28 protein-coding genes are annotated in these 26159 nt (G+C 33.8%); 19 read left to right on the top strand and 9 right to left on the bottom strand.

What is annotated here, in order from left to right; genetic code table 11:
* Positions 1 to 30 precede the first annotated feature (30 nt).
* The 4 genes from VFM92_RS14245 to VFM92_RS14260 all read left to right on the top strand — a co-directional run bounded on the left by VFM92_RS14245 (position 31) and on the right by VFM92_RS14260 (position 3095).
* Complete coding sequence (locus VFM92_RS14245) at positions 31 to 984, top strand: threonine/serine dehydratase (protein WP_325122898.1); 954 nt, start codon at positions 31 to 33, stop codon at positions 982 to 984.
* A gap of 143 nt (positions 985 to 1127) precedes the next feature.
* Positions 1128 to 1688, top strand: a complete 561-nt coding sequence (locus tag VFM92_RS14250) for a hypothetical protein (RefSeq protein ID WP_325122899.1) — start codon at positions 1128 to 1130, stop codon at positions 1686 to 1688.
* A 2-nt stretch (positions 1689 to 1690) separates the two neighbouring features.
* Positions 1691 to 2134, top strand: coding sequence for a hypothetical protein (locus tag VFM92_RS14255; RefSeq protein WP_325122900.1), 444 nt, complete (start codon positions 1691 to 1693; stop codon positions 2132 to 2134).
* Between the two features lie 103 nt (positions 2135 to 2237).
* Entirely contained in the window at positions 2238 to 3095 is an 858-nt protein-coding gene (locus tag VFM92_RS14260; RefSeq protein WP_325122901.1) for a Brp/Blh family beta-carotene 15,15'-dioxygenase, read from the top strand.
* Between the two features lie 4 nt (positions 3096 to 3099).
* Here VFM92_RS14260 and VFM92_RS14265 read toward each other — a convergent pair whose 3' ends face one another.
* Positions 3100 to 4512 (bottom strand): pyridoxal phosphate-dependent decarboxylase family protein, encoded by a 1413-nt coding sequence (locus tag VFM92_RS14265; RefSeq protein ID WP_325122902.1) that lies wholly within the window; start codon positions 4510 to 4512, stop codon positions 3100 to 3102.
* 80 nt (positions 4513 to 4592) lie between these two features.
* Positions 4593 to 4829, bottom strand: a complete 237-nt coding sequence (locus VFM92_RS14270; RefSeq protein ID WP_325122903.1) for a hypothetical protein — start codon at positions 4827 to 4829, stop codon at positions 4593 to 4595.
* A 113-nt stretch (positions 4830 to 4942) separates the two neighbouring features.
* Between VFM92_RS14270 and VFM92_RS14275 the strand changes: the two genes are divergently transcribed.
* The 8 genes from VFM92_RS14275 to VFM92_RS14310 all read left to right on the top strand — a co-directional run bounded on the left by VFM92_RS14275 (position 4943) and on the right by VFM92_RS14310 (position 13595).
* Entirely contained in the window at positions 4943 to 5170 is a 228-nt protein-coding gene (locus tag VFM92_RS14275) for a hypothetical protein (protein ID WP_325122904.1), read from the top strand.
* Between the two features lie 40 nt (positions 5171 to 5210).
* Entirely contained in the window at positions 5211 to 6380 is a 1170-nt protein-coding gene (locus tag VFM92_RS14280) for a DUF4221 family protein (RefSeq protein WP_325122905.1), read from the top strand.
* Positions 6377 to 6778 (top strand): hypothetical protein, encoded by a 402-nt coding sequence (locus VFM92_RS14285; RefSeq protein ID WP_325122906.1) that lies wholly within the window; start codon positions 6377 to 6379, stop codon positions 6776 to 6778. Before VFM92_RS14280 ends, VFM92_RS14285 begins: the two co-directional genes overlap by 4 nt.
* Positions 6779 to 7036: 258 nt before the next feature.
* Positions 7037 to 9070: a protein-disulfide reductase DsbD family protein gene (locus VFM92_RS14290; protein ID WP_325122907.1), complete on the top strand. Its 2034-nt coding sequence runs from the start codon at positions 7037 to 7039 to the stop codon at positions 9068 to 9070.
* A 60-nt stretch (positions 9071 to 9130) separates the two neighbouring features.
* Positions 9131 to 10927 carry an ABC transporter ATP-binding protein gene (locus tag VFM92_RS14295; RefSeq protein WP_325122908.1) on the top strand — a complete coding sequence of 599 codons (1797 nt, stop codon included), beginning with the start codon at positions 9131 to 9133 and terminating at the stop codon, positions 10925 to 10927.
* Positions 10928 to 10930: 3 nt separating this feature from the next.
* Complete coding sequence (locus VFM92_RS14300; protein ID WP_325122909.1) at positions 10931 to 11842, top strand: hypothetical protein; 912 nt, start codon at positions 10931 to 10933, stop codon at positions 11840 to 11842.
* 73 nt (positions 11843 to 11915) lie between these two features.
* Positions 11916 to 12647, top strand: coding sequence for a TIGR00730 family Rossman fold protein (locus tag VFM92_RS14305; RefSeq protein ID WP_325122910.1), 732 nt, complete (start codon positions 11916 to 11918; stop codon positions 12645 to 12647).
* Between the two features lie 21 nt (positions 12648 to 12668).
* A complete protein-coding gene (locus VFM92_RS14310; protein ID WP_325122911.1) occupies positions 12669 to 13595 on the top strand; it encodes a lytic transglycosylase domain-containing protein in 927 nt (308 codons plus the stop codon).
* On the opposite strand, the gene VFM92_RS14315 is transcribed toward VFM92_RS14310, so the two are convergent.
* Complete coding sequence (locus tag VFM92_RS14315; RefSeq protein WP_325122912.1) at positions 13592 to 14221, bottom strand: porin family protein; 630 nt, start codon at positions 14219 to 14221, stop codon at positions 13592 to 13594. The genes VFM92_RS14310 and VFM92_RS14315 overlap by 4 nt on opposite strands.
* Positions 14222 to 14264: 43 nt before the next feature.
* Here VFM92_RS14315 and VFM92_RS14320 point away from each other — a divergent pair, with 43 nt between their 5' ends.
* The 3 genes from VFM92_RS14320 to VFM92_RS14330 all read left to right on the top strand — a co-directional run bounded on the left by VFM92_RS14320 (position 14265) and on the right by VFM92_RS14330 (position 16642).
* The gene (locus VFM92_RS14320) at positions 14265 to 15278 is read left to right on the top strand and encodes a gliding motility lipoprotein GldB (protein WP_325122913.1); all 1014 of its coding nucleotides are present in this window, start codon (positions 14265 to 14267) and stop codon (positions 15276 to 15278) included.
* 108 nt (positions 15279 to 15386) lie between these two features.
* On the top strand, positions 15387 to 15638 hold the full coding sequence (locus VFM92_RS14325; protein WP_325122914.1) for a hypothetical protein: 252 nt from the start codon (positions 15387 to 15389) through the stop codon (positions 15636 to 15638).
* Positions 15639 to 15685: 47 nt separating this feature from the next.
* The gene (locus VFM92_RS14330) at positions 15686 to 16642 is read left to right on the top strand and encodes a DUF533 domain-containing protein (RefSeq protein ID WP_325122915.1); all 957 of its coding nucleotides are present in this window, start codon (positions 15686 to 15688) and stop codon (positions 16640 to 16642) included.
* Here the strand turns inward: VFM92_RS14330 and VFM92_RS14335 are convergent.
* The 5 genes from VFM92_RS14335 to rfbB all read right to left on the bottom strand — a co-directional run bounded on the left by VFM92_RS14335 (position 16639) and on the right by rfbB (position 22740).
* On the bottom strand, positions 16639 to 17604 hold the full coding sequence (locus tag VFM92_RS14335) for a TerC/Alx family metal homeostasis membrane protein (RefSeq protein WP_325122916.1): 966 nt from the start codon (positions 17602 to 17604) through the stop codon (positions 16639 to 16641). The two genes, VFM92_RS14330 and VFM92_RS14335, sit on opposite strands and share 4 nt — an antisense overlap.
* A 267-nt stretch (positions 17605 to 17871) precedes the next feature.
* Complete coding sequence (locus VFM92_RS14340; RefSeq protein WP_325122917.1) at positions 17872 to 18417, bottom strand: hypothetical protein; 546 nt, start codon at positions 18415 to 18417, stop codon at positions 17872 to 17874.
* Between the two features lie 471 nt (positions 18418 to 18888).
* Complete coding sequence (locus VFM92_RS14345) at positions 18889 to 20637, bottom strand: ABC transporter ATP-binding protein (protein ID WP_325122918.1); 1749 nt, start codon at positions 20635 to 20637, stop codon at positions 18889 to 18891.
* Positions 20638 to 20697: 60 nt separating this feature from the next.
* Positions 20698 to 21567 carry a glucose-1-phosphate thymidylyltransferase RfbA gene (gene rfbA / locus VFM92_RS14350; protein WP_325122919.1) on the bottom strand — a complete coding sequence of 290 codons (870 nt, stop codon included), beginning with the start codon at positions 21565 to 21567 and terminating at the stop codon, positions 20698 to 20700.
* A 114-nt stretch (positions 21568 to 21681) separates the two neighbouring features.
* The gene (gene rfbB, locus VFM92_RS14355; protein ID WP_325122995.1) at positions 21682 to 22740 is read right to left on the bottom strand and encodes a dTDP-glucose 4,6-dehydratase; all 1059 of its coding nucleotides are present in this window, start codon (positions 22738 to 22740) and stop codon (positions 21682 to 21684) included.
* A 119-nt stretch (positions 22741 to 22859) separates the two neighbouring features.
* On the opposite strand from rfbB, the gene VFM92_RS14360 reads away from it, so the two are divergent.
* Complete coding sequence (locus tag VFM92_RS14360; protein ID WP_325122920.1) at positions 22860 to 23939, top strand: hypothetical protein; 1080 nt, start codon at positions 22860 to 22862, stop codon at positions 23937 to 23939.
* Here the strand turns inward: VFM92_RS14360 and rfbC are convergent.
* Positions 23907 to 24458 carry a dTDP-4-dehydrorhamnose 3,5-epimerase gene (gene rfbC / locus VFM92_RS14365; RefSeq protein ID WP_325122921.1) on the bottom strand — a complete coding sequence of 184 codons (552 nt, stop codon included), beginning with the start codon at positions 24456 to 24458 and terminating at the stop codon, positions 23907 to 23909. The genes VFM92_RS14360 and rfbC overlap by 33 nt on opposite strands.
* Before the next feature lie 79 nt (positions 24459 to 24537).
* Here rfbC and VFM92_RS14370 point away from each other — a divergent pair, with 79 nt between their 5' ends.
* The 3 genes from VFM92_RS14370 to VFM92_RS14380 are packed head-to-tail and all read left to right on the top strand — an operon-like array spanning position 24538 to position 26113.
* Entirely contained in the window at positions 24538 to 25203 is a 666-nt protein-coding gene (locus VFM92_RS14370; protein WP_325122922.1) for a heme exporter protein CcmB, read from the top strand.
* 3 nt (positions 25204 to 25206) lie between these two features.
* Positions 25207 to 25872 carry a cytochrome c biogenesis protein CcsA gene (gene ccsA / locus VFM92_RS14375; RefSeq protein WP_325122923.1) on the top strand — a complete coding sequence of 222 codons (666 nt, stop codon included), beginning with the start codon at positions 25207 to 25209 and terminating at the stop codon, positions 25870 to 25872.
* Positions 25859 to 26113, top strand: coding sequence for a CcmD family protein (locus VFM92_RS14380; RefSeq protein WP_325122924.1), 255 nt, complete (start codon positions 25859 to 25861; stop codon positions 26111 to 26113). Before ccsA ends, VFM92_RS14380 begins: the two co-directional genes overlap by 14 nt.
* The last annotated feature ends 46 nt before the right edge of the window (positions 26114 to 26159 follow it).

Genomic DNA, 26159 nt, shown 5'->3' on the forward strand with positions numbered 1-26159 from the left:
AATATATCAAATTATAACTAACTTAACCCAATGCTCCTTCAAGAAACACCTAAAAAAGAAGATATAATTTCGGCAGAAAAAAGGATTCATGATTATGTCCACAGGACGCCTATATTCACATCAAACCAATTAAATGAAATGTTAGGCGTGCATGTCTATTTTAAGTGTGAAAATTTACAAAAAGTTGGAGCATTCAAAATGAGAGGGGCTTCCAATGCAATTCTATCTTTAAGTAAAGCACAGTTAAAAAAAGGTGTGGCCACACATTCATCTGGTAATCATGCTCAAGCAGTGGCATTAGCGGCTAAACTTTCTAAGATTCCTGCTTATATCGTAATGCCACAAAATGCACCTGAAGTTAAAGTGGAGGCCGTTAGGCGGTATGGTGCGGAAGTAATTTATTGCGAATCAAATTTGAAGGCTAGAGAAGAAGCCTTAAATGAGGTAGTAGAAAAAACAGGTGCTACTTTCATCCATCCATATGATAATTATGATGTGATAGCGGGTCAGGCAACTTGTGCTAAAGAAATGCTCGAAGATACCGATCATTTAAAAGCTATTTTTGCCCCAATCGGTGGTGGTGGTCTGATGGCTGGAACACTACTTTCCTCTCAATATTTTGGTAATAAAGTGCCCGTAATTGGAGCAGAACCTGAGGGTGCTGATGACGCATATCGTTCATGGAAAGCTGGCAGATTAATTCCTATGGAAAATCCAGACACTATTGCGGATGGATTAAGAACCTCTTTAGGAGAACGAAACTTTCCAATAATTAAAAAATACATAAAAGATATTGTGACCGTTTCTGATTCTGAAATAGTGGAGGCTATGCGCTTGATATTTAATTATTTGAAATTGGTGGTAGAACCCTCAGGAGCGGTGCCTTTTGCTTCCATGATGAAGGCTAAGGAGCAGTTTCAGGGTAAAAAAGTGGGAGTGATTCTTTGTGGGGGAAATGTTGACCTCCAAAAACTGCCCTTCTAACTTTTTAATAAAATAAGGATAGATTTTTTTAATGCTAGATGAGAATTATCCACAGATATTATATACTGCCCAAAAGAGATCAAAAGAGAAAATTGTGGTCTTTTATTTTTAATTTATTGATTATTTGTGCTGTGATTGTATTTATGGCTTGGAGCACAAAAGTGTGGTTAATTTTGTTCTTTGTTCAGCCAGTGATATCCATCTATGCTTCTTTTATTGATGTTCCGATTGGAAGAAAAAATGGTCAAATTATTTATTATTCACCTCTATTGCTTACTTCCTCTTTAAAAGACCGTAAGATTCAATTGCATGGAGGTACTCTTTTTGATTATTACTACACCTTAAGCATCCAGAAAAGTGAGGCTAGAAATAAGAAAGCCATTCTTTACAGTTATATGGAAGGAATGCTCAACTTATTGGATAGTTTTAGCGAAAATGAAAATGATGTTGTTTTGGAAGCAAATGCATATTTCATCAATCCACATACTGCAGAAAAACTTGGGTTTAGACAGGTGAAAACAAAATTCTTTCAAAAGGTTGTAATGATTTTAAATTATGTTCCAATTACCATTAGCTATTCTATAGCAATGGGAAAATTGAGTTTTCCCAATATTTTGTCGCTAAAAAGTTATGCATGTACGATTGGTGATCTGAGGAAAAATAAAGAGGAGTTAGCAGCTATGTTCAAACGAATTAACCGGTAGGAATGAAGAAAGAAATCATAGAAAAATGTAGGCAAGAGTTGGATACTAAAAAGCAAAATATCTCTAGGGAGATTGAAGCGATTATATATTCTATGGGTTCTGATACTAAAAGTTCTGCAGGCGATAAATATGAAACAGGACGTGAAATGATGAATCAGGAAAAAGAAAAACTTCGCGCGCAACTTAGTGTTATTGATCGACAGCTTGATAGCTTAAATCAGATTAACTTTAACAATAATTTTGACAAAGTAAGTTTTGGTGCGATGGTGAAGACATCCGTTGCAGCCTATTTCATATCGATTTCTTACGGTAAGATAACCATTGAAAATACAGATTTATTTATGATTTCCGCAGTTACACCATTCGCACAAATTTTGAAAGGTAAGAAAGCTGGAGAGAAGGTGAATTGGAATGGAAAAGATGTTTTAATTGTAGAAGTAAATTAGGTATAAACAAATCGCATTAAATTCAGTTTTATGACTTAATATGCTCAAATCTAATTTTTTACATATTTTTTTAACCATATTGGTTATTTCAATTTATCCAATATTGGAAACTTTGACTTTTGATACCCAACTGAAAATTACTTTAGGTTTAATTTTTCTATTAGGAATTCCTCATGGAGCAGTTGACCATATTCTTTTACAGAAAAAGCAGCAGTGCACTAAATCTCAAATTCAATTTTATACCTTTTATTTAGGCTTGATTGGGCTTTATGTAATCGCTTGGATTTTATTTCCTTACTTTAGTTTGGTTGTATTTTTCTTAATATCATTTTATCATTTTGGGCAGTCACAGTTTAGCGATGTTAAAATTGACGAAAAAAATATAGCTAAGAAATTGCTGTATATGTTCTGGGGTGGGTCAATAATCAGTGGATTGTTTTACCATCATTATGACAAATTAATCCAGTTTTTTTTAGAAACATCTCATTTCGATCAAACTGCAACAGTAATCACTCCTTTCAGTTTGTATTACTTCTTTTTAACAAGTTCTGTAATTACCATTTTTCTTATGGCTTACATACTGATAAAAAGAGTGAATTCCAGAAAAAGATTTTTAAGTGAAATCGGTATATTCCTATTATTACACCTAGCATTTTTCACCATTCCTCCATTATTGGCATTTGCTTTGTATTTTGCCATTTGGCATTCACTAAAAGTGCTATATGATGAATATATGTATTTGGGTGAAAAAAGAAAGAATTTTGATTTAACTCATTTTATCAAAGAGTTATTGCCCTTTACGTTAATAAGTATAGTTGGGGCATGTATATTATTAATTGCATTTTCATATTTTGAATTTGCGATTTCTCCATTTTTCTTAACCATCATATTTTTATCAGTTCTGACGCTCCCGCATAGTGTAGTGATGGATAGCTGGTATCAAAAAATGAAGAAAGCCTGATGATTTACAATTCCTTAGAGAATTCTTGAATCAGCTCCCATGCATTTACTAAATGTTCTTTTTTAAGTTCAGGATGACCTCCAACTAATCGTAAAGTGAATTTTCCATTCAGCTTCGTATGGGTAATGAAAATTTTACCAGATGCATTTAGCTTCTTCATTAATTTTTCATTCATCGCATTGAGTTCTTCTTCATCTGATTTCCTGTCATTAAATCTAAAACACAACAGATTTACATAAACAGGCGATAACATTTCAAAATCATCAGAACTTTTAATTTCTTTCTCCAGCTCTTTAGCCCAATTAATGTGATTTCTAATAATAGTTCTCAACTGCTCTGCTCCAAAAGATCTTAAAACAAACCAAAGTTTTAAAGATCTAAATCTTCGCCCTAGCTGAATGTGCCAATCTCTATAATTTTTGACTTCATTATCTAAATCAGTTTTCAAATATTCTGGCGTGATACTGTAAGCCTTAATCAAAGCTTCGGAGTCTTTCACAAAATAGAGGCTACAATCAAAATTTATGAACAGCCATTTATGTGGATTGAACACCATGCTATCAACCATTTGCAATCCAGTTGACATCCATCTAAATTCAGGGCAAATTAATGCTGCTCCAGAATAGGCGGCATCTACATGAAACCATAGATTATGTTTTTGAGCGATATCGCCAATTTTATCCAAAGGATCTACAGCTGTTGTTCCAGTTGTTCCTAATGCGCCTAGAACGAAAAGTGGTTTAAATCCTGCTTTCAAATCATTCTGAATCGCATTTTCCAGCTTTTCGGGTATCATGGCAAAGTTTTCATCCACTGGGATTTTCACTAAATTATCAGAGCCAAATCCAGCGATTTTCACATTTTTATCAATGGAACTATGTGCCTGTTCGGATGCATAAATTCTGTACTGTGGCATTCCTGAGAAACCTTTCCTATTGATTTGATACTTGGAAGCTTTCTCTCTCGCTGTAATAAGTGCATTGAAAGTTCCAGTTGAGGCAGTATCCTGAATGGAGCCTGTCCAATCATTTGCTAAGCCTAATAAATCTCTCATCCAGTCCATCATGCGCTCCTCCAATTCGGTGGCAGCAGGAGAAGTGAGCCAAACCATGCCCTGTGTGCCTAAGGCGGATGTGATCATTTCTCCTAAAATAGATGCTTTGCTTTTAGAAGCAGGGAAATAGGCAAAGAAATTTGGGCTTTCCCAATGGGTAATGCCTGGCATTATTTTATGTTCAAAATCTTTAAAAATTTCATCAAATGCCTCGGGCTTATCAGGAAATGTAGCAGGGATTTCATTTTTAATGTCTCCAGGCCTCACTTGAGATAATACAGGATATTGGGCTACATTTTCTAAATAATCGGCCATCCAATCGACCATGGAGTGGGCATTTTTACGAAATTCGTTAGAATCCATTGAGCTTTAATTAAGAAATTGCTTGAAACGGTTGTTCATCCAAGTTATTGAATGAATGATAATGCTCAAATATAAAGGATTTAGTGGGAATTTTGGTTTTCTCTCTCTAATCTGACTTTATAAATAACGCCTTGACCGAAACAACAAATTCCTGAATTAAAGACAATCAAGGCAAATGTTCCGTAGTATAACCAATTCCAATTTTCAGTGTGTTCCATGCGATAAAAACCGGCATCTATTGCCATACTTAAACCAGCACCTATTAAAATTAAACCTCCAATTGAGAATAATAACCATTTTTGCATTGTCGCTTGCATGAGATATAAGTTTTTTGAGTTATTTAAATTTGTTGCTTTTTAAAAAAATAAAAAATACTTGTTTAAAAAAAAAAAACGACTACTTTAGTTTTCGAACTTAAAACATAAATATTATGAAATTAAAAATCAAAAAAATTACAATTCTATTTGTGATGTTAATCGCATGTATGTTTAGCTTTTACAGTGCATATTCTGACTATATTTGCCTTGTGAGTTCCGATGAAAATAATAATAATGGTAATTGTAGAAAGTCTGAAGCTGGAGAAGGCGATGAATGTTACATGAGTGGTAGTGGTCCAGCTTGTTCATCTACTTTACTAGTAATTAAAAAAGCTGATTAATTACACGGGAGTTACTATCATTGTAACTCCTACTTTTCTTATGAAAAATTTAATAATTATTTTGATAATCTTAGCCTCGTGCGATAGCAAAAAAAAGACTGAAATTTATTTTCAGGAGGCAAATGGAATAGAGTTTAATGATAGCCTTTCTTTAGAAGAAACAGCTATAATTTCACTGAATTTAGATAATGAGACTAGCTTTCACCATAAATCCATGAAAAGTTTGGAGATTGACAATACGTCTTATTTATCTTTTATAAATGCTTACAATCAGCATTTTTATTTATATAACTTAGAAACGGGGGAACTTGAAAAGAAACTAAAATTAGACAGAGAGGGCCCCAATGGAGTGGGACATTTGACTATTTTTGATCATGCCTATTTAAGCGATAGCTTATTATTATACAATACTTGGGATGCAAATCTGTATATTTTAGACTATCAAGGGAATTTACTCTCGAAAAATGAGATATTAGATTTTTCAAAAAATAGTAATTCAGTATCGCCAGAACCTGCTACTATGAAACCCATCAGAAAAGTTGGGGATTATGTCTTCATTCCATGCAGTATTAATCAATATTTGACGGATTACTCCAATCAAAATTCTGTTATACGATATAACTTAAAAACACAGGAAACGGATTATATGATAAACTTGCCTGATAATTACAACCAGGGGTATTGGGGAGCAACATTCAAATACAAAATTTCTTTTGATATGTATGGCTCTGATTTAATTTCAAGTTTCCCTATTGATAACTTTATCTACCGCTATAATTCGGCCGGTAAGTATTTAAATAAATATTATGTTGGTTCCAAATTTATAAAGGAATTTGAACCCTTCAAAGAAGATATTAATTATGGAGTAGAAAAAGACCATTCAGTGCCAAATCAACAACAAGGAGATTACAGCTGGTCAAATTCCGATTATAATGCTGTAATTTATGATGAATTTAGAGATTTATTTTATCGAGTTGCTTACATCAGACCAAAGAAAGCTGAACTTGAAGCGGGCAGATCAATCACTAATTTTTCAATTATGATTTTAACGTCTAATTTCGAAAAAGTTGGTGAACAATATTTTGATGGATTAAAATATCACCCAACTATGATATTGGTTTCAAAGCAAGGCTTGTTAATGGCGAGAAGTGATTTGTATAAGGAAAATGAGGAGCTGTTAAGTTTTTCTGTATTTAACATTGCTAAATGAAATCCGTAAGATTGTTATTTATTTTTATTCCCATCTTATTATTCGGTTGTACGAATGAATTCAAATCCTTTGAAAATGAATTACTCAGTATTGATGAAAATATTTTGGAAAGGGATTTAATCATTATTCCAAAAGAAGGCTGTACTGGATGTATCTTAAATGTTACCTATTACGCGGAACAAAATATTGATAGTATAAATAAAAATGTATTATTTACTGTGATTCAAGACTTGAAATTATTCAGATTAAAAGTGGACTCAGCATTTTTAAGTCATGACCAGGTGTTTATAGACGAAAAAAACGTAATAAAAAGTAGGAATATTGGAATTTATCCAATTTTGGTAGAAACCGATGATGGAAAAATTATTTCTGTCAGTGAATTTTCAGTTCCTAATTAACAATAAGTGCAATTTACAGTAAAAGCTGCTTTGCTTAATGCAAATATTCAAGATAGTTATTTTCTTAGTTTTACACTCAATAATAACCAACATCTATTGCTAGGCTTAAACCTGCGCCAATTAATATTAAACCTAAAAGTGAGTAAAACAACCACTTTCGTTTTATTGCTTGCATAACTTATGTCACATTTGTTCCAACAAAATTTAACTATCTTCGTGTTTTAGGTTTGTAAGACGATTAGGCGTTATTAAAAGTTTATGAGATATTTAGTTTACACCCTACTTTTGGTAGGTTTATTTTTGCAAAACTCTTTTGCTCAAGTAATGAAGCCCATCAGTTGGGAGAGCTCTATTTTAGAAGAAAATCTAGAAGTGGGCGATACCGCAACCCTTTCCTTCCGAGCTGAAATAGAAGAAAATTGGTACTTGTATTCCTCTGATTTCGATTTGGATCCTGGCCCTCTGCTAACCGAATTTGATTTTGAGGAAGATGATTCTTATGAATTAGTTAATGGTATCATTCCAATAAATCCGTTAAAAGGCTATGATGAGATTTGGGAGGGAGATTATACTTATTTCAAAGTTAAAGGTGAGTTTCAGCAAAAAGTAATCATAAAAGAAATTCCATTTAGAATAGAAACTAGCAATACTTATCAAGTCTGTTCAGATATAGATGGAAAATGTATTCCTTTCAATGATGATTTTTCATTTGGGGAAAAAACGGCATCTTCTGCTAGTTCAGAAGGTAAAGAGGAAGGTTCAATCGAGAATTCAGAAAAGGAAGGAAAAAAAAAATTAATTGACCTTCAGCAGCAAGATTCAAATTCTCCTTATTCCCTTTTAGGCTTTATGCTAGTGGCTTTTTTAGCCGGATTAGCCGCTCTATTGACGCCTTGTGTTTTCCCTATGATCCCAATGACGGTTACTTTTTTTACCGGGAAAGCTAAATCCAGAGCTGGTGCAATTCGTCAAGCCGTTATTTACGGATTATCAATTATTGTGATATATGTGGTCGCTGGAACTGTAATAGCGGTTATAAATGGCCCTGAATTTGCCAATTGGTTGAGCACTCACTGGATTCCGAATGTCTTTTTCTTTTTAGTGTTCTTCATTTTTGCCTTATCATTTCTCGGGCTATTTGAAATCAATTTACCCTCAGGTTTTGTCAATAAAGTGGATGCTAAAGCAGATAAAGGTGGTTTAGGGGGTGTTTTCTTTATGGCGTTCACCTTGGTTTTGGTGTCATTTAGCTGTACGGGCCCTATTGTGGGAAGTATTTTGGTAGAATCTGCTGGTGGTATGGTCATTAAACCACTTTTGGGCATGTTTGCCTTTAGTTTAGCATTCGCCATTCCTTTTACGCTTTTTGCCATTTTCCCTGAATGGTTAAATAATCTACCAAAATCAGGTGGTTGGTTGAATTCCGTAAAAGTGGTATTAGGGTTTTTAGAATTGGCTTTGGGTTTGAAATTCTTGAGCATAGCGGATCAGGTTTATCATTGGGGAATATTAGATAGAGACATATACTTGGTGCTTTGGATTGTGATATTTGCCTTTCTAGGACTTTATCTTTTAGGGAAAATAAGATTGCCGAATGATAGCCCTATAGAAAAATTATCAGTGGGAAGGTTAATGCTAAGCATCGTAACTTTTAGTTTTGTACTGTATATGATTCCAGGATTGTTTGGTGCGCCTTTGAAAAGTCTTTCCGGATATTTGCCACCGATGAGCTCTCACGACTTTGATTTACCAACTCTTATTCGCGAGAATAGTGGTGGCTCAGGAGCAATAAGTGCTGAAGATCAATTATGTGAAGAACCAAAATATGCGGATATGCTGCATTTTCCACACGGAATAAAAGGCTACTTCGATTATGAACAAGCATTGGCTTGCGCAAAAGAGCAAAATAAGCCTATTTTTGTAGATTTTACAGGACATGGTTGTGTAAATTGTAGAGAAATGGAAGCTAGAGTTTGGTCAGATCCAAAAGTGTTGAATCGATTGAAAAACGATTATGTAATGCTGGCTCTATATGTAGATGAAAAAACGGAGCTTCCTGAAAGCGAATGGTATACTAGTGAATATGATGGCAAAGTAAAGAAATCAATCGGCAAACAAAATGCTGATTTTCAAATCACGCGCTTCAACAATAATGCACAGCCTTACTATGTTTTGTTGGATACAAATGGTGAACTATTGGTAGACCCAATTGCTTATGAAAGAAGTATTAGCAAATTCGTGGATTTTCTGGAAGAGGGAAAAGAAAAGTTCGAAGCTAAAAACAAGCCTTAATTAAAGAACTATCGTATCTTTGCGGGATTATAATCATTTCAAAAGATATAGTAATTAAGAATGGCAAAAAGAAGAAAAAGCGAATCGCTTAAAGAGGAAGAGAAAAAGCCACTCAACAAAGAAAATTTTAAAAAGCTTACGGGAGTTTTCCAATTTATAAAGCCCTATAAAGGCTATTTTATAGCTGGCTTGTTTTTTCTATTAATTTCCAGTACAACCCTTCTGGGCTTTCCTTATGTAATGGGGAAATTAGTGGATGTTGCCCAGGGGAAATCTTCAGGAATTTTTACTGAACTCAATACGGTAGCATTTATACTAATTGGAATATTAGCCGTTCAAAGTTTTTTCTCCTTTTTCAGAGTTTATCTTTTTGCTCAAGTAAGTGAAAGAGCAATGGCAGACATGCGTGCCAAGCTTTATACTAAATTGATGAGCTTACCCATGACCTTTTACGATAAAAGTAGAGTTGGGGAATTAGTTAGCAGAATTACTTCTGATGTTTCTCTTTTGCAAGATACTTTTTCAGTTACGCTAGCTGAGTTTATCAGACAAGTTTCTACTTTAGTTATTGGAGCTGCTATAATTTTTTACTTCACTCCGAAGCTGGCATTTTTTATGATTGCTACTTTTCCAGTTTTAGTAGTTGCTGCTGTGATTTTCGGAAAGTTTATACGTAAGCTCTCAAAAAAGACTCAGGAAGAATTAGCTTCAGCAAACATTATAGTTGAAGAAACTTTACAATCCATCAACATTGTAAAATCTTTTACTAGCGAACTAATTGAAGTGATGCGTTACCGTAAATCACTTGATAAAGTAGTGAAGGTAGCCCTAAAATCTGCTACTTATAGAGGCGCTTTTATCTCATTTATCATCTTTGCCATGTTTGGAGGAATCGTAGCCGTTCTTTGGTATGGCGCCAGCTTAGTGCAAGAAGGAAGCATGAGTGTGGGAGATTTATTGAGCTTTGTACTTTACACTACCTTTATTGGTGGTTCAATTGCAGGTTTAGGAGATTTATATGGCCAAATTCAAAAAGCGATTGGTGCCTCAGAAAGAGTAATGGAAATATTGCAAGAAGAAGAAGAGCTGAAGGTAGAAGAAAAAGAGAAAATAAATTTACAAGGAGCCATTCAGTTTGAGGACGTTAATTTCGCATACCCAACTCGTAAGGATGTTCAAGTATTGAAGGGTTTAAATTTATCGGTAGGAGCTGGAGAAAAGGTAGCTTTAGTAGGTCATAGTGGAGCTGGAAAATCCACTATTATTCAACTTTTAATGCGTTTTTATCCATTAGGATCGGGTAAAATCTCTGTTGATGAACTAGATGTAAATTCATTATCGATTACAGGATATAGAAAAAACATCGGAATTGTGCCTCAGGAAATCATTTTATTCGGAGGCTCTATTCGAGAAAATATTGCATATGGAAAGCCAGATGCTACGGATCAGGAAATTATAGCCGCTGCAGAAAAAGCGAATGCGTGGTTATTTGTCAAAGATTTTCCGGAAGGTTTGGATACATTAGTTGGCGAAAGAGGCGTTAAATTATCAGGAGGACAAAGACAAAGAATTGCTATAGCTCGTGCAATTTTGAAAGACCCTAAAATCCTTATTTTAGATGAAGCCACTTCTTCTTTAGATGCTGAATCAGAACATTTGGTGCAGCAGGCTTTGGATAAGTTGATGCAAAATAGAACTACTATTATCATTGCCCACAGGTTGGCTACCATCCGTAAAGTAGACAAAATTTTTGTTCTAAATAATGGACAGATTTCTGAGCAAGGGTCTCATCAAGAGCTTTTAGAAGCCGAAAATGGAACTTACAGCAATTTGGTGAAACTGCAGCTTCAGGACTAACTTATGAAAGTTAAATACTATTTTTTAAAAGCACTTTTTTGGTTATTGAGTAAAGTTCCTTTTTGGTTTTACCATGGGCTCTCTAGTTTTATAGGTTTTTTATTTATAAGGCTCAAACTCTACCGCTATAAAGTGGTAATGGATAATCTAAGCAAGTCTTTTCCTGATAAATCTGAGCAGGAGATTAAGAAAATAGCTCATCAATTTTATTATCATTTTACAGACTTAATATTTGAAAGTATTAAAGCATTTGGGTTTTCTAAAAAAACCATTAAAAAGCGATATAAATTCAATGCTAATGCTGAAGTCCAAAAGCTGATGGATGAGAAGAAAAGTATTGCTTTTATTTTACCACATTTTGCAAATTGGGAATGGGCAACACAAGGTGTAAACTTTATGGTACCAAGAAATCAACCACTGGCATTGATCATGTACAAGCCTTTAAAAAATCAGGTAATGGAAAATCTAATAAAAGAAAACCGTTCGCGCTTTCCAGGAAATTATTTATTCCCCAAGAATAATGCTTATAGAGAAGTGATTAAGCATAAAGATCAACATTTTTTGTTGGGTTTTGCCGCAGATCAATCACCAGCGAATGTATATAATTCATATTGGATGGAGTTTTTAGGTAGAGATACAGGAGTATTCTTTGGTGTGGAAAAATTTTCCAAGAAATTTAACTTAGTTCCAGTCTATGCGCATGTAAAAAAAGTGGCAAGGTCTCGATATGAAGTAGATGTAGAAGTTATAACGACCAATCCAAGTGAAACAGCCTATGGCTATATCACCGAAAAACATATGAAGTTTTTAGAGGCTGATATTGATGAAAATCCACATTTATGGCTATGGACGCATAAAAGGTGGAAAAGAAATAAACCTGCGGATTATGATGAAAAGCGTCCACAAGAACAGTGAAAAGAATTAAATAATATCCAAATTAGTATTTTGCAGTAAATAAAATGCTAGATTAACCTTAAACGTATTTAAAATGAGTGAATCAAATAACGAAGATAAATTAGAATTAAATAAAATTAGAAAAGCTTTTAAAGACAGAGATTGGAATGAAATCAAAAGTTCCGATTCATGGGCTATTTTTAAGATTATGTCTGAATTTGTCGAAGGCTTTGAAAAATTATCGAAAATTGGTCCTTGCGTGTCTATTTTTGGGTCTGCTAGAACAAAGTCAGATCATCCTTATTACAAAATGGCGGAAGAAGTGGCCGCAAAGCTTGTAAGGCACGGATACGGTGTAATAACTGGCGGGGGTCCAGGTATAATGGAAGCAGGAAATAAAGGAGCAAAAAGTGAAAATGGGAAATCTGTAGGCTTGAATATTGTCCTTCCATTCGAGCAGTTTAATAATATTTATATAGATCCTGATAAATTAATCACCTTCGATCATTTCTTTGTTAGAAAAGTGATGTTTGTAAAATATGCACAAGGATTTGTTGTAATGCCAGGTGGTTTTGGCACTATGGACGAACTTTTTGAAGCACTAACGTTAATACAAACACATAAGATAGGTCGATTTCCTATTGTATTGGTAGGAAAAAAATTCTGGTCTGGGTTAATTGATTGGATAAAGGATACTCTAATTGAAGCGGAAAATAACGTTAGCGCAGAAGATTTAGACTTATTTACGGTAGTCGATACGCCTACAGAAGCTGTTAAAGTAATAGATAATTTCTATTCTCAGTTTATGCTTTCGCCTAATTTCTAATTTAAAAATAAGAATAAATTTATGACAGATAGCAAATTTGCACTTTATATTTCTATAGCCTCATTAGTCACTTTTTTAATTGTGGCTTTTTATGGTAGTCAGCCTCGGATAGAAGAAACCTATAATCCAGTTATGGAAGAAGCACAACCAATTGCTTTTACCAATGCGAAGACAATTCCTCTGCCTGAAAATATCAATTTGGCAGGTGAAGAGGTTCCTTTAGAAATAGATGATGTGAAGGAGCGATTAGATAAGGAATTGCACATAAATTCTTATTGGCATAACAATACAATTTTTTTATTTAAACGTGCAAATCGTTGGTTTCCAGTGATTGAGCCCATATTAGAGAAACATGGAATTCCAGACGACTTCAAGTATTTAGCTTTGATTGAAAGTGGTTTGGAGAATGTTGATAGCTATGCGGGAGCAGCAGGTTTTTGGCAAATTTTAAAGGGTACTGGAAGGGAATATGGTTTGGAGATTAATCGAGATGTAGATGAAAGATATCATCCAGTCCTATCCACCGAAGCAGCTTGTAAATATTTGAAACGCTCCTATGAAAAATTCGGTAATTGGACTTTAGTAGCTGCCTCTTATAACAGAGGAATGAGAGGAATGCAAAATGCACTTGACCATCAAAAGGTAGATAATTATTATGATTTAAGGTTGAATGATGAAACTTCTCGATATGTATTCAGGATTTTGGCTATAAAACAAATATTTGAAAGCCCTGAAGATTACGGGCTCAATATTTTACAGAAGCACCTTTATGAGCCATATGTTTATCAATATGATACCTTAAGGGAATCTATAGATTGGGTGGATTACGCCATAAAACAAAACCTAACTTACAAAACCTTGAGAATTTACAATCCCTGGATTCAAGATGATGATATAAGAATAACAGGAGATGATTATTATGTGGTTAGTCTACCAGCAAGGAATTAAAAAGTAAGACCTAATTCCAAGCCTATAAAATCATTTCTCAAATTGAAATTGTCATTATAAATATTTTCGTTAATAACATTTAGAAGACCTCTCTGATAAATCAGACCCCCAAAAACTTTGGTTTTGATGCCTATTCCATATTCTAATCCTATTGCTAGCAGAGAATTTAAATCCATGAATTTGAAGCTTTTCACAATTTTTTCTTCATCACCAGGATTATTTGTTCTGAAATCGACTGTACCTCCAAATTGGAAATATATTTTTTTGTCTAACCCTATTTCTTCTGTATATAGTTTTAAAGTTAATGGGATTTGTAGATATTGAGGATTATAATGCTCATTATATCGCTCTGGAGTGGCCCCTGTTGAATCAGCTATGAATGCAGATCTTTTTGAAGTAAAAATTAATCCAGTACTGAAATAATGATTTTCTTTAAACTCAAAATCGAAAATAGGCCCTAACTGAAACCGTAATCCTGCTCCATCAGTACTAAATTCAGTATTATCAGTTTCAGCATTTATTCTATTAAAAGATATATTCGGTGCGGTTTTAAATCCAAATCTTACTTGCGCTTGAGCAATGCAAACTGAAAACAGGAATAAGACAGAAAAGAACAATTTTTTCATTTATTTTGGGTTTAGAATTCAGGACAAAGATAACTAATGACTTATGCAAAGTAATAAATATTGTGTATTAACTTCTTTAATAAGCTTGATTGTTTTATCAGCATGCAGCCACAAAGATAAATTTTGTGAAGAAGCACCTAATGTTGGTGGTATTGAAGTAAATATTCCTTTAAATGATTTGACAGAGGAAATGGCAGGGCTTAGCTCTGAAAAAGAAGCTTTTCAATTTATTCAGGAAAACCCCTTTGTAGCTGATTATTTTTTTGAAAGCAGAAGATTTGGTGCAGATTCAGTTGTGGCCAAAAGAATGGTTAATATTTTTTCTAATCCATCTTACAATGACACACTTTATCAGCAAGTAAAAAACACTTTTGGTGATTTTAGTGATTTAAAAAATGATTTTGAAAAAGCTTTTAGCTATTACAAGTATTATTATCCAACTGTAGTAGTGCCGGAATTAGAAATTGTTTTAGCGGGACTCCAAAAAGATCTTTTTGTTTCCGATAGTTTAATCAGTATAGCGGCAGATTACTTTTTAGGGCCAGATGCAGCCTATATTCCTAATGGAATTCCAGAGTATATTTTAATGCGTTATCAGAAGGAATATATTGTTCCAATGATTATGCTTTTGCTTACTCAAAAGCAAAATAAAACAGATCCAAGCGACCAAAGTCTTCTGGCGGACATGGTTTTTTATGGAAAATCATATTACCTCACTAAAATGACGATTCCGTGCACACCAGACTCTTTAATAATAGGCTATACTTCTCAGGAAATTGAAGATATTAATGAAAACGAGCACATTATTTGGGCTAATTTTTTAGAGAATGATTTACTATATGAAACAAGTCATTTCATGAAGAATAAGTTTATAGGAGAACGACCTAAGACTTATGAAATCAGTCAGCAGTGTCCTGGCAGAATTGGTATTTGGGTTGGTTGGCAAATTGTTAAATCTTATATGCGAAATAATCCGGATGTGACAGTAAAAGAGTTAATGGAGAATACTGATGCGCAACAAATATTTAGTAAGTCAAAATATAAGCCTAGGGGATAAAATTTTATCCTCAAAAGAGTAACAGTAGTCGAAAAACATAATTGTAGGTTCAATTTATTGAAATAATTAGCTAATTTATAAGCAATTGTAAAAGCTAAACTCCAAGTTATGAATCCTGCAGAAAAAGGTTGGCTAAAAGAATATATTGATTTTCGGAGTCCACATCCAATTGATCTGAATCAATATAAGGTTCAAGATCACGATAGTTTATTATATAAAATTGTGCAGCCAACTGGATTAATCTATGGACATCCTTTACATGCTCCAGGAATAAAACATCCTAAAGAGCAGCGATGGAATAGCTTAGGTAAAATGAAAATTGTTTTACTGGAGAGAGCTTCATTCATAGCGCAAGATTAAACTTAACGGATACGCTTCATTCTGAAAATGACTGGAAAGATTTTTATATGCAAACCAGCCAATCAATTGGTGGTTTTTATAAAATATTAGATCCGAATATCTCAAAAAAGAATATTTTTTCTTTTAGCAGACGAAACCAAGATAATTTCAAATTTACTGAACATGTTTTACATAAAAGACTGTTTCTAAAATCCAGATGGGATTATTTCTGGGCCAGTTTATTTCAAAACAGTTTATTATTTTTAGACACTTATTACTTTGGAGAATGGTCGGCTGGGAATTTTAATAACATAAAGTGGCATAAAGATGCTATGAAAATGTTGCTGTTAAAAGTAATCGCAGCAGCTGCTCATGCTAATCAAATTATAGAAAGAGAGGAAAAAAACATGTTTTTAAGTTTCCTTTCTTCTTCAAATCTCTCGAAGTCACAACGTAAAATTGCTATGGATGCTTTTAAGGATGGAATTACTTTGGAAGAAATTGATTTAAGACAAGCTGATACTTGGTTACTGAAAAAGTATGTCTTAGAACTATCAATTTTAATGATTTGGGCAGATAAAGTAGTTAGTACAGATGAACGTAATTTTTTATGTCAATTAGCAAAGCAATTAGGATTTACCGAAGAAGAGTTGGATACTAGCTTAATAGCAATAGAAGCTTTCGTTATTGAGAATTGGAAAGAAGTCTATTTTCTACAAAGCAAACATTCCTTTCAAGTTATAAGCGAAACTATTTTGCAAAGAATCACCCATGTTTTGAAAAAGCATAAGGGAAGTATTGCTCAGGAGATAAAGGAAAGCAAGGAATTATGGCATCTGTTCGAAAAATCGAAAACCCAGACACTAACAGATGAGGAACAAGAGAAAATGAGGGCACAGTTAATAGATATTCTAAAATCTATTCCTGCCTTTGTCATTATTGCGCTACCAGGTTCTTTCCTAACCCTTCCATTATTAATGAAGATTTTGCCAAAAAGTGTTTTTCCTTCTGGATTTCAAGACTAAACCAAGTCTTTAAAATTTTTTCTTTGAGGAATTACCAGTGAAAGTAAAATCGATAATAATAAGGTTGAGAAAATAATACTAAAAGAAACCAGCGTGCTGATATGAATATTGAAAATCTCTAAAAGCATTTTTCCTCCAATGAAAATCAAAATGAATGAGAGCCCTTTTTGTAATAAGTAGAATTTATCAATAATACCTGCTAGTAAGAAAAATTTTGCTCTTAATCCTAAGATGGCGAAGATATTAGAAGTGTAAAGTATAAATTCGTTTTGAGAGATGGCGAATACTGCTGGGATTGAATCAACAGCAAAGATTAGGTCTGTGGATTCTACTAGTAATATAACCAAAAACAAAGGAGTGAAAAGATACTTTTTACCTCTTTTGATAATAAACTTTCCATTAAAATCACCTTTTGTAATTTTTAAATGTTTCCTCGCAAACTGAATAACCACATTTTTTTCAGGGTCTAAATCATCCTCTGCTTTTTGGAAAAATATTTTAATTCCACTATAAACAAGGAAGGCTCCAAATATATAAAGTATCCAATGAAATTGTTCAACTAGAAATGCACCGAGGAAGATAAAAATTGCCCTGAAAATGATGGCACCTAAAACTCCCCAAAATAGTATTTTATGGTAGTAAGTTTCTTTTACTTTGAAATAGCGAAGTATTAGAAGTATAACAAAAATATTATCAACAGAGAGAGCATATTCAGCCACATAAGCGGAGAAAAACTCTAGCATTAATACAGTATCATCGTAAAATTTATAGATAAGAAATCCGAATGCTACAGAAATTACGACCCAAAATACAGATTGATATGAGGCCGCCTTTAAGGATACCTTTTTGGCATCTTTATTAAAGAAACCTAAGTCGAAAATTAAAAATATAATGATAACAATTCCAAATATTGCGTACAGCAAAAATTCAGTGTTATCGAAGATGTTTGTACTTAAAATCATACGATAATTATCCTATTCAAACCGAAAGATAATTTATTTGTAACTTTTATTTAAATTTTACATCGAAAATAAGTGAATTTTTATAATATTCTTTTCTTTTTTAACCTTACTAAGTATGAAGAGGAAATATCTGATGTAATATTTATTTAAAAAAAATAGAAATGGTTCTTAGATGAGTTGGGGCAAATAGAAGACGAAGGAAATATAATTTAAGACTAAGGATAAAATTGGATTAGATTATCCGTAGTCCTAAATGATTCGTTTTATTTAATTAACTGAAGTCACAGATTTAATATTGTAATATTCAATTACTTCTTGATAATTTTCATAATCAATTGATTCTACACTTCTTCCAGTTTGAAGCTGCCCTGGTATCACCACTACCCTTGCTATCCAATTATCTGTATATGAAGCATCTAGCAAGTTGAGATCAAAATTAGAATATAAAAACAGAACAGTATCAAACATGGTGAAATCATAATTATAAACTAACGTTCCGAAATTAGTAAATTCTGTTTGAGGTAAAAGTCGCCATAAATCAATCTCATCATTTGCAGGATTAGGATATAGAAAATAGACTAATACTTTATCGGATTCTAACATTTGAAAATCACTGGGATATTCCAAAAGAAGACTATAATCATTTGATGACGAAAAGGTTAAGTCAATATATTCGAATACGAATGCTTCTTGTCCATCGACACCTGGAGGACCAACTGGACCAACAGGTCCGGGTTCTCCATCCTGACCTCCGAAAGTACAACTTTGAATTATTGCTAAAATAATTAAGGAGAAGTATGCTATATTTTTCATGGTTATTTTGTTTAGTTATCTCAAAGTAACCAAAAAATATGCCAAAGCTAAATAAAAAACTAAATTGAATTTTGAATTATCTTAGTAATTTACAATTAGCTAGATAAAAATGATTTAATAAGCATCCCTACAAATAGCAGTACAAAAATTGCTCCCTTAATGAGATTGTCATTAAGTCTAGAGTTTTTTATTAGTTTAAATATATTCGGTATCATACTTACAAATTTATTTAAACCTCATTTATTTTACTAAAAGGCTAAAAAAGTAAAGCGTAATATTTAAACTTTGTGCAGTTTAATCGTAATGAATTCTTCCTTTTGTATAGAAACAATACAAGAATTTTATACTAATTTTTAATATTAAAATAGTACAATATTAATTTCTTTCCTTAAAAAGCCCTTTTCAATCTAAAATTTATGTTAACCATTGTTTTTTTCCTACATAGATTAAATACTTTAGTTATTTATTAAATCAGATTCGCGCTTGATAAGTATAAAGGTCAAAATATCGTCCTTTTTGAGAGATGAGCTCTTCATGCTGTCCCCTTTCGGCAATTTCACCATCTTCTATTACGAGGATTTGGTCTGCTTGTCTAATGGTACTTAGTCGGTGAGCAATCACAAAAGTGGTTTTCCCTTTCATTAACTCTTTTAAACTTGCTTGTATATAATGCTCACTTTCTGTATCCAAATTAGAAGTAGCCTCATCTAATATAAGAATCTTTGGATTAGCCAAAATGGCTCTGGCAATTGCTATTCTTTGTTGCTGTCCGCCAGATAATTTTACGCCTCTTTCACCGATTTGCGTATCAAGTCCTTTTTCAAACTTATCAGTGAACTGATTAACATAAGCAGATTTTACGGCATTTTGCAGTTCTGCCTCTGTCGCATTCGGTCGTGGGAATAATATGTTTTCACGAATCGTTCCTTCAAAAAGGAAATCCTCTTGTAATACAACGCCTAATTTACTCCTATAACTGTCTAACGTAATTTTTTCTAAATCATGACCATCCACTAATATTTGACCATCATCAGGATTCAAGAATGAAGATACGAGTCCTGATATTGTACTTTTTCCTGAACCTGAAGTTCCTACAAAAGCTGTAACTGAACCCGGAAAAGCTTCAAAACTGATATTTTTGACCACATCTTTATCTTCCTCATACGCAAAAGATACATTTTGAAATTGAATATGCCCTTTTAAATCTTTCAATTCAATGGTTCTATTTGGATTATCGGTTTCCACTGGGGTACTCATAATTTCTTCTGTTCTGTCCAGGCCAGCAAAAGCTTCGGTTAGTTGGCTTCCAATATTGCTCATCTGCACAATTGGAGCAATCATAAACCCTAGATAAAGCGTGAAAGCAAGGAAATCACCAAAAGTCAGGTCATCATTCATAATCATCCACCCCCCAATGCCCATAATTCCGGCTGAGGCCAGACCTAAAAGTAAAGTGGCCGAACTGGTAATTAGACTCGTGGCCGTTAAGCTTGATTTGATGTTTTTGAACAATCTATCCACTCCTTCTGCAAAAACCCTGATTTCCTGAAATTCTGCATTAAACCCTTTTATTACTCTTATGCCACCTAAGGTTTCGGTCAGTCTGCCGGTAACATCAGCATTAATTTTCCCTCTTTCCCTGAATATAGGCCTGATTTTCCCAAACGCTTTTAAAGAAATAAATCCGAAAATTGCCACTGGAACTAGGACATAAAGTGTCATCATGGGGCTGATGGTAATGAGAATTATTAAACAAACTATAGAAGTCAATATTCCTCCCACCATTTGAGCCAATCCTGTTCCCACCAAATTCCGAACGCCTTCAACATCGGTCATAATTCTAGAGACTAATTCCCCTGTTTTGGCATTATCAAAATAGCGAATCGGAAGTTTTAAGATGTGTGACTGAACCTTTGAGCGGAGTTGAGCGATAAGATTTTGGGCTTCTACGCTCAATATTTGTGTTAATGCAAAGGAAGTAACTGCTTGGACTACAATTGCTCCTACTACTGCAAAAATCAGGTATTTTAGCATTTCCAAATCTCCATTTGGAACTATTTCATCGACTAGAATTTTACTTGAACCAGGTAAAACCAAAGAAGCGGCTCTGCTGATAATGATAAGAATTAAACCGATAAAAATATATTTTCTTCTTGGCCAAATAATGGTCTTGAAGGCTGTAGCTAATGTGGTTTTAGAGGTTTGATTTTGCTGTGCCATAAGTTTTTTGGAAAGATATTACTTACGGACAACCTTTTTAAAAGTTCTTTTGATTATTTTTTATTTTGATTGCTTAATTAAACGCATCAAATATTCACCATACCCACTTTTAACCAATGGTTCAGCCAGTTTTTGCAATTTGGCTTTATCTATAAAGCCCATGCGGAAGGCCACTTCTTCTATGCATCCAATTTTCAATCCCTGTCTCTCTTCAATTACTCGTACGAATTCAGATGCTTGCATTAAAGATGAGAAAGTACCTGTATCTAACCATGCCGTTCCTCTATTGAGAACACTCACTTTCAACTTTCCCTCTTCTAAATATTTCTTGTTCACATCTGTGATTTCCAGTTCTCCTCTGTGGCTTGGCTTGATGTTTTTGGCAATGTCAATAACACGATTGTCATAAAAATAAATTCCTGGCACCGCAAAAGATGATTTCGGGTTCTCGGGCTTCTCCTCTATTGAAATGGCTTTTCCTTCTTCATTAAATTCTACCACACCATATCGCTCTGGGTCATGCACATGATAGGCATACACAATCCCACCATCTGGTTTGCTGTTCGATTGCAACAAAGTAGACATGCCAGAACCATAGAAAATGTTGTCTCCTAATATCAGAGCCACATCGTCATTTCCGACAAATTCTTCACCTATGATGAAAGCCTGGGCCAAGCCTTCTGGCTTTTCCTGTACGGCATACTCGAAATTGCAGCCGAGTTGAGAACCATCTCCCAATAATTGTTTGAAAAGCCCAGTATGTTCGGGTGTAGAGATAATCAAAATGTCTTTTATCCCGGCAAGCATCAAGGTTGATAGCGGATAATAAATCATCGGTTTGTCGTAAACTGGCATTAGCTGCTTGCTCAAAGCAATGGTCAATGGATGTAATCTTGTCCCTGATCCTCCTGCTAATATTATTCCTTTCATTATGTTAGATTTTTAGGGTCTAGAATCTAGATTCTAGACTAGTTCTGCTTATTTAAAAATATTTTCAGAGTCTAGACTAAATAACTTTTAAGTCTAGGTTCTAATATCTAGGCTCTAGTCTCTTTTTTGATACATTTCATCATAATACTGCTGATAAGCACCAGAGGTGACATTTTTCAACCATTCCTCATTATCCAGGTACCAATCGATGGTCTTGGAAATCCCCTCCTCAAATTGGAGGCTTGGTTTCCAACCTAGCTCGTTCATGATTTTGTTGGCATCTATGGCATATCTTAAATCATGACCGGCACGGTCTTTTACATAGGTAATCAGCTTTTCTGAAGTTCCTTTTTCCCTTCCAAGCTTCTCATCCATCACCTTGCACATGACTTTGATCAAATCTATGTTTTTCCATTCATTGAACCCACCAATATTATAGGTCTCTTTGTTTTTCCCTTTATGATAAACCAAATCAATGGCCGTGGCATGGTCAATTACATAGAGCCAATCGCGAATATTTTCACCTTTCCCGTAAACAGGCAATGCTTTGTTATTCCTGATATTATTGATGAACAGAGGTATTAGTTTTTCGGGAAATTGATTAGGCCCGTAATTATTGGAGCAGTTGCTGACCACGATAGGCAATCCGTAGGTATTGGCATAGGCCCTCACGAAATGGTCCGAACCAGCTTTGGAAGCTGAATAAGGAGATTGCGGGTCATAAGAAGTTTCTTCGGTGAAAAAACCGCCATCGTCAACAGAGCCATAAACTTCATCTGTTGAAACATGGTAAAAGCGTTTGCCTTCAAAATTATCTTTCCAGCTTTCTTTTGCTGCATTCAGTAAGATGACCGTGCCGAATATATTGGTTTTTAAAAATTCTAGCGGGTTGCTGATGGACCTATCCACATGTGATTCTGCAGCCAGATGAATTACCCCATCAAATTCATATTTTTCAAATAGGTTGAAGATGAATGTTTCATCAGTAATATCCCCTTTTTCAAAGATATAATTCGGTTTTTCTTCAATATCCTTAAGGTTCTCTAGATTACCTGCATAGGTCAATGTATCCAGGTTAACAATTTTATAATCAGGATATTGGTTCACAAATAAGCGGACAACATGGGAGCCGATAAAGCCCGCACCTCCGGTAATTAAGATAGTTTTCAAGATTTTAAGGTTTTATTTTGTGTCAAAAATAGAGATTGTCTTATAGATTATAGAATTCATTGCTGTTTTTATTTCATTAGTTTGTAAAACTTCTGTTAATTTGTGAAAATTTTTAATATATCATGTCAGAGATAGAAAAAAACCAAAACAACAATCCTAATTCAGACGAAATAGATTTAAGAGAGTTGTTCTCCGCTATCGGAAATTTCTTCAATCGAATATTCTTAAATTTTATACTGTTTATAGTCGGCATTAAAAACGCAATAGTTAATAACATTAAGTTATTAATTGTGCTGGGTATTTTAGGTGGTCTCGGAGGAATTGTATTCCATTTTTTTGTTCCAAAATACTATGAGAGTTCACTTCTTTTAAGGTCAACTTATCTGAATAGCAGACTTATGGAAAGTTCAATTGATAAACTGAGCCAGCTAGCTGAGGATGAAAATAAGGGTTCATTAGCAATAGCGTTAGATATCGATACAGCTTTAGCGAATAATATCAAAGGATTCAGATATGAGCCTTTTGTTTCAGAAGAAGAAATAATTGAGCTGGAAATCTTTAAAGAGCAACTTAAAAATGAGATAGAAGATGAGGAGGTAATTAATAGGTTTGTAGAACAACTTAGCGCGGCTAATAAATCTACTTATAGGATTTATATTCAAGTATATGACAATTCGGCTATCCCTAAATTAGAAGAGCCAATTTTGAATTATTTTAGAAATAATCCATTCGTCAAAAAAAGGCTACAAATTTCTGATACAACTTTAAGGTTAGAGTATGCACTTATAGAGGAAGAGGAAGCAGAATTAGACAGCCTTAAAGACATTTTATTCAACAATATCAAAGTAATGGGAGATAGAAATCGAGATGGATCTAATAATGTTATACTAGCTGACGACCAGATTACTAATCCAATTTCTGTATTTAATGAATCAAGAAGTGCTTACATGAAGAAACTTGAAATACAAAGACAATTATTTCTTAAACCCCAATTTGAGTTAATTGATGGATTTACAGTTTATTCCGAACCAGCAAGCCCAGGTTTAATAAAGTTAGGGTTTTTTGGCGGTCTTGCAGGATTAGGAATAGCATCAATAATTATCATTGTAAGTATATTCTTTCAATATTTAGATAAAATAGAGAAAAAAACAAGGGCTGCAAAAGAGGGATTAAAAAGGAGAATGGAAACTAGAAAAGTCTAAATTTTTCTTATCCTTTTCAGATATAATTCTTTTTTCAACATCAATTTTCCAATCTATATTTAAAGAGGCGTCATTGTACATGATGCCTCTTTCATTTTCTGGGCTGTAATAATTATCACATTTGTAAAAGAATTCTGCATCTTTACTTAACACTACAATTCCATGAGCAAAACCCCTTGGAATGTATAATTGATGCTTGTTTTCGGCTGAAAGATGAATGGAGAAGGATTTGCCAAAAGTAGGTTTATTTTTCCTTAAATCAATAGCGATATCTAGAACTTCACCTTCTAAAACCCTTACTAATTTTGCTTGGGCCATAGGAGGAACTTGCATGTGCAAGCCTCGAATTACGCCATAAGTAGAGCGAGATTGATTATCTTGAACGAATTCACATTGAATCCCTGTTGCATCCTCAAATTTCTTTTGGTGAAAACTTTCAAAAAAATAGCCTCTAGAATCCTCAAAAACAGTTGGCTTTATGATGTATAAATCGTCAAATTCGGTTCGTGTAATATTCATGTTCATTTTTTTATGCAAATTACACACAACAATCGGTTTTTACCATGTCTTATTAGCCTTTATATCTTAAGTTTGCAGTGTGATAAAACAAGTGATATCCATTTTTGATAAAGAAGTAAAATTAGAGTGGCGAAATAAAACTGCTTTTAATGGGATAGTGCTTTATTTGGTTAGTACAATTTTCATTTGTTATTTAAGTTTTAATGTGAAAACAGGGCAAATGCAAACGCTAACATGGAATGCACTTTTCTGGATTATTATTGTTTTTGCTAATATAAACGGAGTAGCCAAAAGTTTTTTACAAGAAGGGGAAGGCAAAATGTTGTATTATTACACTTTATGCAAACCACAGGTTATTCTAAGTGGGAAGCTTATTTTCAATGTATTGCTTTCAGTTTTGATTGCCTTAATCGGTTTTTCTGTTTATGCGCTTATTTTAGGGAATCCTGTTTCAAATTATATTTATTTCCTTTTGACAATCCTTTTTGCATCAATTGGTTTTTCAGGTGTTTTAACTTTGGTTTCGGGAATTGTTTCCAAAGCCAATAACAGTACAGCTTTGATGGCGGTGCTAAGTTTCCCGATTTTATTACCCATTTTATTGATGTCAGTGAGGCTTTCAAATAACGCAATAGATGGGATTGACATTAGTTTAATGAATGACAAACTATTTACTTTAATAGCCGTAGATGCAATTGTAATTACTACGGCATTTATTTTATTTCCTTTTATCTGGAGAAGTTAAGAAATGAGAAAAACTTGGTGGAAAATTATAGGGGTTGCGCTGGTGTTCTACACACTCATAGCTGGATTACTCATGGATGCCCCGAGACTAGCTATTTTGAATGAGACCATTCGTGCTATGCATTTCCATGTGCCGATGTGGTTCGGAATGGTTATTATGCTGACTGCTTCTGTTATTTTCTCGATCCGCTACTTGAGAACAGGCAATCAAAAATTTGATATTTATGCTATAGAGTTAGTCAATACTTCTATCCTTTTTGGAATTTTAGGATTAGCTACTGGCATGATTTGGGCAAATTATACTTGGGGAGCACCGTGGAGTAGTGACCCAAAGCAAAATGCCTCTGCAATTGGGATGCTTATTTATTTTGCCTACATCCTGTTAAGAAATTCCATTACTGACCCACAACAAAAAGCTAAAATCGGTGCGGTATATAATATTTTTGCCTACGCCACATTAATTCCCTTATTATTCATTTTGCCAAGGTTAACGGATTCTTTACATCCAGGAAATGGTGGTAACCCAGGTTTCAATGCTTATGAATTAGATGGAAGATTAAGAATGGTCTTTTATCCTGCCGTTATCGGTTGGACTTTATTGGGCGTTTGGTTAACGGAATTAAGAATTAGATTATCATTTATAAAATCAAAAATTGATGAAGAAGATTAAATATTTCTTGGTTTTGACTTTACTGACGATGAGTTTGGGTCTTTATGCCCAGAAAACTGAAATAGTAGAAGAAGACTATGAAAACGATAGAATTGAAATGGCAGATACTATGAGATCCGAAGGAAAAATATATGTTTTAGTTGCCATTATCGTTACACTTTTTGTTGGGTTCACAATATATGCCGTTATGACGGAACAAAAAGTAAAAAAAATAGAAAAATCCTTAAAAGAGAGGGAATAAAGAATTATTTGGGTAGTACCTTTGTTTCAATCGCAGAAAAAAATTA

The organism is Marivirga sp., assembly GCF_035704835.1.
In the GTDB taxonomy this organism is placed as follows: Bacteria; Bacteroidota; Bacteroidia; order Cytophagales; family Cyclobacteriaceae; genus Marivirga.